This window comes from Rufibacter sp. LB8, assembly GCF_014876185.1.
In the GTDB taxonomy this organism is placed as follows: domain Bacteria; phylum Bacteroidota; class Bacteroidia; order Cytophagales; family Hymenobacteraceae; genus Nibribacter.
Map to the genome: position 1 here is coordinate 2731504 of NZ_JADALJ010000001.1, position 12359 is coordinate 2743862.

At 52.3% G+C, this 12359-nt stretch carries 8 protein-coding genes; 6 read left to right on the plus strand and 2 right to left on the minus strand.

Annotation, left to right across the window (positions count from 1 at the left end):
- Positions 1–400 precede the first annotated feature (400 nt).
- Positions 401–2662 (minus strand): TonB-dependent receptor, encoded by a 2262-nt coding sequence (locus IMY23_RS11495; protein WP_192822223.1) that lies wholly within the window; start codon positions 2660–2662, stop codon positions 401–403.
- A 147-nt stretch (positions 2663–2809) separates the two neighbouring features.
- On the opposite strand from IMY23_RS11495, the gene IMY23_RS11500 reads away from it, so the two are divergent.
- Positions 2810–4009, plus strand: coding sequence for a sorbosone dehydrogenase family protein (locus IMY23_RS11500; RefSeq protein ID WP_192822224.1), 1200 nt, complete (start codon positions 2810–2812; stop codon positions 4007–4009).
- Positions 4010–4733: 724 nt separating this feature from the next.
- A complete protein-coding gene (locus IMY23_RS11505; protein ID WP_192822225.1) occupies positions 4734–5435 on the plus strand; it encodes a DsbA family oxidoreductase in 702 nt (233 codons plus the stop codon).
- A 748-nt stretch (positions 5436–6183) separates the two neighbouring features.
- Here IMY23_RS11505 and IMY23_RS11510 read toward each other — a convergent pair.
- Positions 6184–8814, minus strand: coding sequence for a glycoside hydrolase family 3 C-terminal domain-containing protein (locus IMY23_RS11510; RefSeq protein ID WP_192822226.1), 2631 nt, complete (start codon positions 8812–8814; stop codon positions 6184–6186).
- A 299-nt stretch (positions 8815–9113) separates the two neighbouring features.
- On the opposite strand from IMY23_RS11510, the gene IMY23_RS11515 reads away from it, so the two are divergent.
- From IMY23_RS11515 to IMY23_RS11530, 4 genes are all read left to right on the plus strand, one after another.
- The gene (locus tag IMY23_RS11515) at positions 9114–9566 is read left to right on the plus strand and encodes a YhcH/YjgK/YiaL family protein (protein WP_192822227.1); all 453 of its coding nucleotides are present in this window, start codon (positions 9114–9116) and stop codon (positions 9564–9566) included.
- A gap of 95 nt (positions 9567–9661) precedes the next feature.
- Positions 9662–10741 carry an AAA family ATPase gene (locus IMY23_RS11520; RefSeq protein ID WP_192822228.1) on the plus strand — a complete coding sequence of 360 codons (1080 nt, stop codon included), beginning with the start codon at positions 9662–9664 and terminating at the stop codon, positions 10739–10741.
- A 178-nt stretch (positions 10742–10919) separates the two neighbouring features.
- A complete protein-coding gene (locus tag IMY23_RS11525; protein WP_192822229.1) occupies positions 10920–11483 on the plus strand; it encodes an outer membrane beta-barrel protein in 564 nt (187 codons plus the stop codon).
- A gap of 304 nt (positions 11484–11787) precedes the next feature.
- Positions 11788–12285, plus strand: coding sequence for a VOC family protein (locus tag IMY23_RS11530; protein WP_192822230.1), 498 nt, complete (start codon positions 11788–11790; stop codon positions 12283–12285).
- Positions 12286–12359 lie beyond the last annotated feature (74 nt).

The window sequence follows — 12359 nt, forward strand, 5'->3', positions numbered from 1 at the left end:
GATCAACCTGACAAACCTGGGAGGCGAAGTAAGAAAGATGGGAATTAGGGAAGGCCGGTTTTAGGTGCCAAATCCTTTTTTGAAAGGCCGTCTTGGTCGTTGGTGAGAACACCAACAACGGACGCATCAATAACAAAAAAAGCCGCAGTGGGTGCTTTGAGGCTGACGCCTCACCGAAGTTTAAAACTTCAGGTCATGGATAGGTCCAAGTTGAAAACTTGAACCAGAGAAATAAAAAATCAGTGTAAACATCCCCCTTAGCCCTTTTCAAAAGGAGAGTATCAACACTCCAAGGGCAGAAGACGGCAAGGCATGAGAGACAAGGCGGTGCCTGGTATTTACAAGCAGCAATTCTTCGTTTTTGGCTTCATTTCCAAAACAGAGCCCGAAAACGTACTTCCTAGAACAAGCGCTTTAATTGCAAGCCTGAATAAAAATTCCTGCCTGGCGCTGCCTGAAAATACCGGTTCCCGAAGCCATTCAAATCATTACCCAGGCTGTAATCTCTGTCTGTGGTATTGTCTACGCCGCCGTAAAAATCCACCCCCCATTTTTGGGCAAAGACTTTCCTGAACCCGGCGCGGGCGCCAAAAATATAATACTCCGGCGCATACACGGTGTTGGCGTCGTTCAGGGGAACGTTATCTGAATAGGTAGCGGTGGCGTTGAGATAAAAGCCCACATTCAATTCTGCGTCTACCCCGGCTACGGCTACGTGTGGCGCGGTACCGGTGAGGCGGTTGCCGGAGAAGTCTTTCTCGTTCTGCTGGTAGTCTTGGAACTTGAACCGGTTGTAGGTGTACGTGCCCCAGACTTTCACCAAGGTCACCAAGGCCTGCGACTTGTCTACCACCAAAAAACTGGAGGCAACTTCCACGCCCTGCTGTTTGGTGGCTCCCGCGTTAGCGAATACGGCTACCCCCGACGGCGTGGTGCGACTCACAATGGTTTCATCTAAGTTGAAGTAGAAGCCCACCAAATCATAGGTAAAGCGGCGCTGCCACAGACTTCCGCGCAGGCCCAGTTCATAGTTCAAGCCGCGCTCCGGCTCCAGGGCCGTGTTGATGCTGCCGTCAGACGGACGAATCTCGGCCTCAGTGGGTGGTGAGAAACCGGCGCTAATGGAACCGTGCGCTGACAAGACCGGCGACAAGACTTTCACCAAGCCCACCCTCGGCGAAAACGTGGCGTCTAAGCTTCTTTTCTGGGTGAAATTGGAATTAGTGGCGGCATCAGAAACGCGGGCAATGCCATAGGTGAGTTTGTTCAGGCTGGCCCCTACGGTCAACAGAAAATCCAAAGGCAAATCCACCTCGGCCTGGCCGAACACAAAGCCTTCGCGCACGGTCACTTCATCGTCATAATTCAATACGCCGGGCACGCCGGCGTTGTTCTTGTATTGGCGGGCGTTGACAAAGCGTTGGTGGGCTTCGGCGCCCAGCGTGAAACGGGTGGCCCAAGTACCCAGCTGCGTGCGGTACGTGGTGCGCGTACGTCCGCCAAAACTCTGGTTCAGGTTCCGTTCATAATCGGTCACGAAGGGGTGGTCCAGAAAGCTGAAAACCCCGAACAAGGCCGTAGTGTTGCTCCAGTTGTCGTTGAAATGATACGTGTGTACCAAGCCCAGATTCAGACCTTCCACATTGATAGCGGCGCGCTGGTCTTTGTTCACCTGACGCGCGGCTCTGGGATTGTCATTGAACTGGGCCTGTGTGAGCGCGCCGGGCAACTCGTAAAACAAATCTGAGTACAGCGCATGAAACGAAAGCGTCTGTTTCTGACTAGGGTAAAACTGCCCCGAAAGCAAAAGCGTCTGCCGGTCCATGGCGCTTTGTTCGCGGTAGCCGTCCAGAGTTTGGCGGTCGTAGCGCAGTTGCAGGTTGGAGTTCTCAGTGGCTACATTGGCAGCGGCAAACCCTTTCTTCAACCCATAGCTTCCTACCAATCCGCCTACGCTGGCGCTGCTTTCCTGGGTACGGGCGGTTTCCAGCAGCACTGTGCCGCCGGTGCCCGCGCCGTACACGCTTCCGCCGGGGCCTTTGATCACTTCCACAGAACCTATGGTGGCGGCGTCCAGCATGTTCAAAGGAATGGTGCCGTTGGCCTCTAGCATCGGGATTTCATTGAGGTACACTTTCACGTTGCGCACGCCGTAGGGCGCCCGCAAGCTGCTGCCGCGTATAGACAAGCGGTAACTGGCGGTGGCCCTTTCTTCCATGCGCACGCCAGGCAAGGTGTTGAGCGCGGGCACCAAGGTAGTCTCTGAGAAACGCTGCAAGTCACGGCTAGACAACAGCCCAATGGCACCGGCCGTTTGGAGCAGCGGCCGACGCGTTTCATACCCGGTCACCACCACTTCCTGCAGGCTGGTAGCAGTAGGCGCCAAAAGCACCAGCACGGGATTTTTCAACGAGGCCACCGCCACTGTCTTGGTTTGGAAGCCCAGGCTGGAAACCACCAGAGAATCGGCGCCAGCCGGAAGCCCCAGTATAAAATTGCCCTGCGCATCTGACAAGGTGCCCGCGGTAGAACCTAAAAGGCCAATGCTGGCCGCCTGCACCGGTTGTCTGGTTGTGGCGTGCAGCACGCGGCCGGTGAGGGTGGTTTGGGCGGCAACCGATAGAAAGGAAAGCAGCAACAGGCACGTCAACAGGTATTTCATAGAAGCAGAAGAAGGGTTTTGCAAGGCGTTTCAGCCGTCTTTGTAACCAAACAACCCTAAACAAGTTATAAAGTGTAATTGAATTGTTAAAATTAACCCAGACCGGACTTGCATACGCATTCTGCTCCGGCATGAACATCCAAACCCATGAAAAATAATTTCCCCCGATTGCTGGCTTTGCTTCCGGCCGCGCTGCTGCTTTCAGTTTCTTCACAGGCCCAGGTTAAAAAAGCCGCCATTACAGAAAGCATGCAAGGCCACATCTTCAAACCCGCCGTGCTGGAGCCCACATACGCTAATATGCGCCAACTCAAAGTGCCTGCCGGGTTCACCGTCACTAAATACGCTGAGAACCTGGGCAAACCCCGCATGCTAGCCGTAAGCCCAGACGGCACGGTATATGTGACCAGCCGCGAGGCCGGCACGGTGACCATGCTCCAGGACAAAAACAAAGACGGTACCGCCGAAGTGAGCAAAGTAGTGGCCCAGAAAGAGAACATGCACGGCATCGCGCTCCGCGATGGAAAAGCCTATTTGATTACCGTAAACGAAGTCTATACCGCCGACATCAACAAAGACGGCACGCTGGGTTCCCTCAAGGAAATCATGAAAGACCTGCCCGACGGCGGCCAGCACAACAATCGCACCCTGGCGTTCGGGCCCGACGGCAAGCTGTACGTGAGCGTGGGCAGCACCTGCAACGCCTGCGAGGAAACCAGCAAAGAAAGCGCAACTATGCTAGTGGCGGATGCCGATGGCAAAAACCGAAGAATTTACGCCAAGGGCCTGCGCAACACCATCGGGTTTGGCTGGCACCCAGAAACCAAAGTGATGTATGGCTTTGACCACGGCATTGACTGGCTCGGTGACGAAGAATCAAAAGAGGAATTCAACCGCCTGGAAGACGGTGCCAACTACGGCTGGCCCTACGTGTACGAAAACGGAAAAGCCAACAAGGCAGATGAACCCAAAGGCATGACCTGGGCCGAGTTCGCGAAGACCACCAAAAACCCGCTGCTCACTTATAAAGCACACGCCGCGCCGCTGGGCATGGTTTTCTACAACGGCACCCAATTCCCCAAAGACTACCAAGGCGATGCCTTTGCCACCATGCACGGCTCCTGGAACCGGCAAGACGCCAGCGGCTACAACCTGGTGCGCGTGAAATTCCAGAACGGGCAACCCACCCAGATAGAAGATTTTATCACGGGTTTCTTGTTGAACAACAACAAAGCGCAGTTCGGGCGGCCCTGCGGCATTACGGTGCACACAGACGGTTCCTTGCTCTTCTCAGATGATGAAAATGGCGTGGTGTACCGCGTGGCCTATACGGGCGCTAAGAAGTAGGCAACTAGAATTGAACGAGTGCACCCACCCCTACCCCCTCCGAGGAGGGGAATTGAAATGCGTGGTTAAACGTTTAGAGAACTACTCGTCCAGGTAGTCCCCTCCTCGGAGGGGTTAGGGGTGGGTCCTACGCATTCAAAATATTTTTCCGTTTTAGGGCTCAGTTTCAGAATTGAGCCCGAAAACGGAAATAAAAAAGTTCTTACAAACAGAAGGACTGTTGATTATTCTCCATAATAGTTAGTTTCAAAATATTGATTTTCAACACATAGAAATCTCTCACGCTTACCCTCAAGAACTATGAAAAAGACGGTAAATATGTTTGTGATGGCGGGCATGGCAGCCTCTCTCCTGCTGGCTTCCTGCGGTGAAAGCGCGCCCGCTGAGAAAACCGGCAACACCAATACTTAAAACATGGTGGAAGGTACCGTTGGTGGAAGGTACCGACGGCGGCCTGGACTCGCTCAACCAAAACACCCAGGACACCACCGCCGCCAACTAATAACAGCTGTTATGCTGGCATGCCTGGGTCCGTTTTCGGGCTCAATTCTGGAAATGAGCCCGAAAACGGAAATGTCACTTCCCTGCGGGATACCGGCAATTTGACTGGCTTTTACCTTAGGGCGAACAAATCCAGAAGCCTGACTGTTGTAGGTACATAGATTCAGAGATACCTTTGCTTTTCGTCAAAGAGTCTTTGGCAACAATTTAAACTGATAAGAAGATGAACGTTGAGATATGGTCTGATGTAGTGTGCCCGTTCTGCTACATAGGCAAACGAAGATTTGAGAAAGCCCTGGAGGCCTTTCCGGGGAAAGACAAAGTAACCGTCACCTGGAAAAGCTATCAGCTGGACCCCGACATGCAACCCAAGCCCGGCGGACAGTCGGTGCATGCGTATTTGGCGCAGCGCAAAGGCGTTTCTGAGGCCGAGGGCAAGCAGATGAACGACTATATGGCCAACATGGCCAAAGAAGTGGGCCTGGATTATGACTTTGACAAAGCCATCATCAACAACACCCTAAATGCGCACCGGCTCATTCATTTCGCCAAGGAGCACGGCCAGCAAGACGCCATGAAAGAACGCCTGTTTGCGGCTTATTACACCCAGGGCCAAGACATTGGTGACCTGGAAACCTTGGCCAAATTAGGCGAAGAAGTGGGCTTAGACGGCGCGGCCATTAAACAAATGCTGGCCTCTGACGATTTCAAGGAAGCCGTGCAGCAAGACATTTACGAAGCGCAGCAAGTGGGCGTGCGCGGCGTACCGTTCTATGTGTTCAACCGCAAATACGCCGTCTCTGGCGCCCAACCCACTGAGGTCTTCCAAGATGTACTGAACAAAGTGTGGGAAGAAGAAAAGCCGCTCATCATGACCGAAGGTACTGCCGGCGGTTCCTGCTCCGTAGATGGTGTGTGTGACTAACTTCACCTGATGTACAAGACATAAAAATCCCTGGTTGGCGCTTCTGCCGGTCAGGGATTTTTTTGGGCGTTTCTGTTTTCGGCCTCGTTTCTGGAAATGAAGCCGAAAACAGAAAATGCATAAGGGCCCCGAGCTAAAGCACGGGTCTATTGATTTCAGCAAAAGCCTGCAAAGTGCTATTCTTCCTCCCGCCCTGAAGGGCGAGGAAGTTTATGCAGTGGTTCAAGCAGCAAATGCAGTAATCGACCGGCCTTGCGGAGGGTCGCCAGAAGGCGATGTGCGCGGAGCATGGGAGGGAGAGGTAAAGGCTTCATGAATGGCAGTGGCCTAAGTGAGCTATGAAACAGAAAGCATTTGCTAGTTGCTAGAGAATGAACACCCGCCTGTCTGAGCGGCAGTGAGTTCGGGGGGGCTTGATTCTTTTGGTTCGGTTGATTATCAAGGAGAAAAGTGACAAACCTCACAGGCAAAGCAAGGAAGAAGGAATTGCGTAAAGAAGGTGGTGAGTGGTAATTGTTTTAAATTGGTAGCAGCTTAATTGACAGGCAGTTTTGGTTGTTGGTGATAACACCAACAACGGCGAGGATATTGGTTGGAAGACGGTTGTAATCACATTAGAAATGCTTCTTCGTTAAATCCTTCAACAGGCTCAGGATGACCGTGGAATGTAATCATTCCCCTACCCCCTTCAAAGGGGACGAAGGAGGAATTAACCACTCGCAAAAAAAGTCCCCCGTGAATCGCCTTTTTACTTCAAGGCCAAAATTCCTTCCACGGTTTTCTTGCTCTTTTTGGTGGCGGCGTCTGGTTGGCTTCCGCCAACGCTGATGGTCACGTTGCCGGCTACATGTTTGGCAGTACCAGTCTCAGAAATCAGATGCAAATCCTGCGGACGAAGGGTGAAGGTGACCACTTTGCTTTCGCCGCGTTTAAGGGCAATGCGTTCGAAACCTTTTAGCGCTCTGATGGGCGTTTTAAATCCGGTTTCCTGCCGGGTCACATACAACTGCACTACTTCCTCGCCGTCTAGTTTACCGGAGTTGGTGACGCGCACGCTTACCTGCACGGGGCTGTTCACCTGGGTATTCTTCGGCATTTCCAGTTTGTCATAGGTGAAGGTGGTATAACTCAAGCCATGCCCGAAACCATACAGCGGCTGTCCTTTGAAGTAGCGGTAGGTGCGGTTCTCCATGGAATAATCGCCGAAGGCGGGCAAATCCTGATCACCTTGGTAGAAGGTCACTGGCAGTCGGCCTGCCGGGTTGTAGTCACCGAACAGCACGTCGGCAATAGCCGTGCCCGCCGACTGACCACCGTACCAGGCATTCACAATGGCCGGAATGTTCTGGGCTTCCCAGGGCATGGCAATGGCGCTGCCGGTCATCATGACAAACACAACCGGCTTGCCCGTGGCTTTGAGGGCTTTCATCAAATCAGTCTGTACTTTGGGCAGCAAGATGGAGGTGCGGTCGCCGCCGTTGAAACCGGGCTCGTCTACTTTCATCTCTTCGCCTTCCAGCTGCGGTGAGATGCCGCCCACATAAATGATGGCATCAGCGTCTTTTATGCGGTTGGCCAGGGCCTTGAAATCTGACTTGGCGTAGTTACCGGCGCGTAATTGAATAGAGGCTTTGCCGCCGTCCTGGTTATATTCTACCACCAAACGGTATTTCTGGCCGGCTTTGGTAGCAAGTTTATAACTCTTCGCGCCCCAACGGTTGCGGGTCCAGGCGTTCAGTCGCTCTTTGCCGTCTACCAGTAATCTATACCCGTCGTCGCCGTCTACTTCCAAGGTGATAGAACCGGTAACGGTGGCGGTATACTCAGTGGTGTACCGGGCCGAGAAGTTGTACGCTTTCAGGTTGCCTACCACGGTTTCGCCTTCTTGCCAGAAATGGTTGATGTCTGGTTCCTGGCGTGTGGTGATGGGTTGGCCTTTGAGCTCCATGTTATTGAAATACTCCGCCTGCACGCCGGGTTTGCCCTCAAAACTCAGTTGTGGCGTGATGTTGGTGTACATGAGCAGCGTGTCTTTGGTAAACGTGGAAGCGCGTTCATATACCACCTCGGTCCCGGCGCCCACTTTGTTTTTGATGCCCTGCAAAGCGGTCACAATCTCAGACGGCAAACCGTTGTAGTTACCCAGCACCGCAATGGGGTTATCAGCATTTGGACCTACCACGGCAATTTTCTTCAGGTTTTTCTTGAGGGGCAGCGTGTTCTTCTCGTTCTTGAGAAGCACCATGGATTGTTGTGCCATCTTGAGCGAATGGGCTTTGTGCGGGGCGCTTTCCAGCACGCTCACCGGCGTCTGCGCGTATTTTACCATGGCCACGGGGTCAAACATGCCCAGCCGGAACCGGATGGTGAACAAGCGCTTCACAGATACATCAATCATGCGCTCGGTGATCTGTCCGTTTTTCACGGCCTGCACCAGGGCTTTGTAGGCATCAGTGCCGCAGTCAATGTCGGTGCCGTGCATGACAGCATCTGCAGAGGCAGAGGCGGCGTCTGGGTGGGTTTTGTGGTTTTTGAAGAAGTCATCAATGGCCCAGCAGTCTGAGGTCACGTAGCCGGTGAACTGCCACTGGTTGCGCAGAATGTCGTTCATCAATTCATCACTTCCGCAGCAGGGCTGGCCTTTGTAGGCGTTGTAGGCGCACATGACACCGGCTACTTTGGCGTTCACCACCAGTTCCTCAAAAGCAGGCAAATACGTGTCCCACAAATCATAGGGCGTGGCAGTGGCATTGAACACGTGGCGCTCGGGCTCGGGGCCGCTGTGCACGGCGTAGTGCTTGGCGCAGGCCGCCGCTTTCAGGTATTTGGGGTCATCGCCCTGCAAACCGCGCACAAAAGCCCTACCCAGCATAGCCGTTAAAAATGGGTCTTCGCCGTAAGTTTCCTGGCCGCGGCCCCAGCGTGGGTCTCTGAAGATGTTGATGTTGGGGGTCCAGTAGGTTAAACCCACGTAGCGCTGCCCGCCTTTTCCGTCAGCAATGGCTTTGTTGTAGATGGCCCGGCCTTCCAGCGCGGAGTAATCGGCCATCATTTGCAGCGAGGTGGTATCAAAGGTGGCGGCCATCCCAATCGCCTGCGGGTAGACGGTCACTTTGTAGGGCGTACGGGCCACGCCGTGCAGTACTTCGTTCCACCAGTCATAAGAAGGAATGCCCAGGCGGTCAATGGCCGGCGCCGCGTTCAGCATCTGGGCAACTTTTTCCTCTAAGGTCAACCTCGACACCAAATCATTCACCCGAGCCTCTACTGAAAGCGAAGGATCCTGAAACGGGTAGGCATACTTTTCTTTCTGAACATACGTGAAAGCCGTTATGCCAACGATGGCACAAAGAGAGAAAAAGGCGTAGATTTTTTTCATGGGTTCCGGCGAAAAGGGATTGGGTGGTCTAAATTGGAAAAAAAAATCTAACATTTCCGTGAAAACGAAAGAAGATTGCTTGGTTCTTCTGCTCAAGATTTAGTGCAAGGCACAAACGCAGCCATTTTACTTCCTTCAGAAAAGGGATTGCCCGGAAATGCGTTTTTGGCTTCATTTCTGGAAATGAGGCCAAAAACAGAAAATTCGGTTGGCGCTTGTGTTAATTTTAGGCAATTTGAACGCGGCAAATACACTCGCCAGCCCTACCCTATTTTCAACTTTTCGTCACGCCTAGTTTTATGGTTTTAGATGCACTCCAACACGCCGCCCGGTATCATGCTTTGCACCCTTTGTTTCGGCAGGCCTTTGACTTTCTGCGCACCGCTGATCTCCAGAACCTACCCGCGGGCAAAATTGAACTGGCTGGTGAAGACTTATTTGCTATTATCTCAGACGGGCCGGGTGTGGCCAAGGAAACGGCTAAAATGGAGGCGCACCAGCGCTACATTGACATTCAGTACGTGGTGCGCGGCGTGGATCACATGGGTTGGCAAGACCTTTCGGCCTGCGGAGAATCTATAGAACCGTATTCCACGGAGCGCGATGTGTATTTCTTTGATGTTCGGCCTACCAGCTGGTTTGACGTTCCCGCCGGTTTCTTCACCATTTTCTTCCCCAATGACGTGCACGCGCCCCTGGCAACTGAAGCAGTGGTAAGAAAGGTAGTGCTGAAGATTGCGGTGGAGCAGTAGCCCTTCTTTTTCCCGACAATTACTTCTGCTTTAAGAGTAGCCGCGGTTTTTCTGCAATGCACCACTTTCCACTTTTTTCTTTCAGCCACCAATACATGCCTACGCTTTTAGATGCCTTTGACAGCTACAATGATTTTAACCGGTCGGCGTACTACATTCTCTGTTTCAACACCTTGCCGTCTAACCTCACCCTGGAGATTCCTTTAAAAGAAACCAAAGCCAACATGGAACTGGCCGTGGCCACTCTGGACGTGGAGAAACTGCAGCTCAAGCCCATCTTCAAAAACTGGCGCACTGAGGATGACAAAGACGCAGATGTGGCCCAGGATTATCCGTTTCAGTATTTGTTCAAGAGCGATGCCTTGAAGCTGCTGATCTGGATTTCCCTGAACAACAATGAACTGTACATGGACCTCCATTATGACGCTGAAACGCAGGAACTGGAGCAGCAGGTCCTGGCCCTGAACCATACGTTTAGGGAGAAGTTCGGGGAGAAAAAGGCGCCCACCTTTAAAGTGCTCACGCACAATGACCGTTTTTTCAGCACCGAAGACGTGAAGTGCGAATTTCTGCAGGTAGACGTGGCCGCCTTGTACAACGACGATTTCCTGGAGATCCACAGCCTGATTGAAGCCTCGCTGGAGCAGGAGAAATCTGGCCTGATCTTGTTGCACGGCGCGCCCGGCACCGGCAAGACCTCTTACATCAAAAGCCTTATCTCCAAGCACCCCAACAGCACGTTTATCTTTATCCAGAACGAGTTTGTGCAGGACCTGCTCAAACCCGACTTTATTTCTTTTCTGCTCAAAAACCGCAACGCCATTCTGGTGATTGAAGACGCCGAGAAAGTGATCACCACCCGCGAAAGCGTGCAGGAGAACTCAGTGGTTTCCACCATTCTGCAACTCACAGACGGCCTGTTCTCAGATTTCCTGAACATCAAGGTCATCTGCACCTTCAACACCACCCTTGACAAAGTAGACAAAGCCCTGCTGCGCAAAGGCCGGCTAATTGCCAACTATGAGTTCAAACCGCTGGAAGCCAAAAAAGCCACCCGCCTGCTGGAGACCTTGGGCCACCAAACCCCAGACACAGACCTTGCCCTGGCCGATATCTTCAACTTCCAGGAGAAGGCCTTTACCGAAGCAAGCAACAAAAAGAAGATTGGGTTCTGAGCAGCTAGGGAATAAACTTTCTGAGTGGTCTACTGGTCACTTAAATAAACACCCTTGTGCCGCAGCACAGTTACTTTTAAATTCAATTGTTGGAGCACGCCACTGTAAAGCCATGTTTTAAAATTTTGCTCTACCTTTCTGCCATCTTAAATCCTATATCTATACCTACCCTTCCTTTATGAAAAAATTATTGTTTACGCTTGTCCTGTTTTCTTGCTTTTTAGTTTCTGCCCAAGCCCAAACAGAAAAAGGCACCAAGCTTATTGGCGGCACAGGCACGCTGCATTTTGACACAGAGGGCGCACAAGATGACGTCTTTTTTATGGCAACGCCCCGCCTTGGTTATTTTGCGGGGAATAATTTTGCCATAGGAGCCAGCCTTCCTTTTCTATATAATACTTCCACCTACGGCTCTGTCACCAGCATTGGGCTTGCCCCGTTTGTAAGAGGATATTTTGGCGCTTCAGCCACCAAGTTTTTTCTGGAAGGCCGGGCCGGGGTTACTAGAGAAAACTACGAAACAGAAGGTGGTTTCATGTATTCTGATGCTGAGACCTCCAGAACGGTCCAGTTCTTTGGGGTAGGTGCAGGACTGGCTCAATTCATAAATGAACACGTGGGCCTTGAAATCCTGCTATCGTATGATAAGTCAGACGAAGCATCTTTCCGTTTTGAAACGAATAAATTAAACGGCCTTAACCTGAACATAGGTTTCCAGATACACCTACCCCGCAAGAAGTAACCCTTCTCTCTCTCAAAGTAAATTCCCGTTTTCGGGCTCATTTCCAGAAATGAGCCCGAAAACGGGAATTTTGGTTTTTACTCCTTTACAAAGCGCGAGATTCTTCTCCTGTAAAATGGTTATCGCGGCCCGCTCCAATGCCCAGGCTAGCTACCGTTCAGCTTGATGTTCTGTAAGTGAAATGCTGGTTAAAGGAGACAACCACCGGAATGCCCAACTTTGAATATATTTCTCTTGGCAGACCAATATGCCCACCCCAGAAATGACTAGGTTTACAGACACCGTTTTCCCTTGACACCAGCCCATGGACATTCAAATCAACCCCAGCCAGAAGATTACCCCGTTCCTATGGTTCAACGGCCGCGCCGAGGAGGCCATGGGCTTCTACACGTCCATCTTCCAAGACTCCTACATCAAGAGCATGCAGCACATGGGCCCCGTTGACCCCAACCAGTCTGGTTCTATGGTCACAGGTACGTTTGTGCTGGCGGGTCAGGAATTCATGGCGCTGGACGGCGGGCCGATGTACCAATTCACCCCGGCGCTATCGTTTTTTGTCAATTGCCAAGACCAAGCCGAGGTAGACGAACTCTGGGAAAAACTTTCTGCCGGTGGCCGCGAAGACCGGTGCGGGTGGCTGCAAGACAAATTTGGGGTTTCCTGGCAGATTATTCCGGAGGCGCTGGGTCGCCTGCTACACGGCTCTGACCGCCAGGCCGCCGGACGCGTGCTGCAGGCTATGCTCAAAATGCAAAAGATAGACGTGGCCGCATTGGAGCGCGCGTACGCCGGAGAAAGCTAAACTCACTTTCCGTTTTCGGGCTCATTTCTGGAAACGGAGCCAAAAACGCAATTCCTCGCAGAGGCTTGACCTTG

Excerpts from the sequence above, each read along its gene's own strand:
- IMY23_RS11495 (WP_192822223.1), bottom strand. The coding sequence starts at position 2,662 with ATGAAATACCTGTTGACGTGCCTGTTGCTGCTTTCCTTTCTATCGGTT.
- IMY23_RS11500 (WP_192822224.1), top strand. The coding sequence starts at position 2,810 with ATGAAAAATAATTTCCCCCGATTGCTGGCTTTGCTTCCGGCCGCGCTG.
- IMY23_RS11505 (WP_192822225.1), top strand. The coding sequence starts at position 4,734 with ATGAACGTTGAGATATGGTCTGATGTAGTGTGCCCGTTCTGCTACATA.
- IMY23_RS11510 (WP_192822226.1), bottom strand. The coding sequence starts at position 8,814 with ATGAAAAAAATCTACGCCTTTTTCTCTCTTTGTGCCATCGTTGGCATA.
- IMY23_RS11515 (WP_192822227.1), top strand. The coding sequence starts at position 9,114 with ATGGTTTTAGATGCACTCCAACACGCCGCCCGGTATCATGCTTTGCAC.
- IMY23_RS11520 (WP_192822228.1), top strand. The coding sequence starts at position 9,662 with ATGCCTACGCTTTTAGATGCCTTTGACAGCTACAATGATTTTAACCGG.
- IMY23_RS11525 (WP_192822229.1), top strand. The coding sequence starts at position 10,920 with ATGAAAAAATTATTGTTTACGCTTGTCCTGTTTTCTTGCTTTTTAGTT.
- IMY23_RS11530 (WP_192822230.1), top strand. The coding sequence starts at position 11,788 with ATGGACATTCAAATCAACCCCAGCCAGAAGATTACCCCGTTCCTATGG.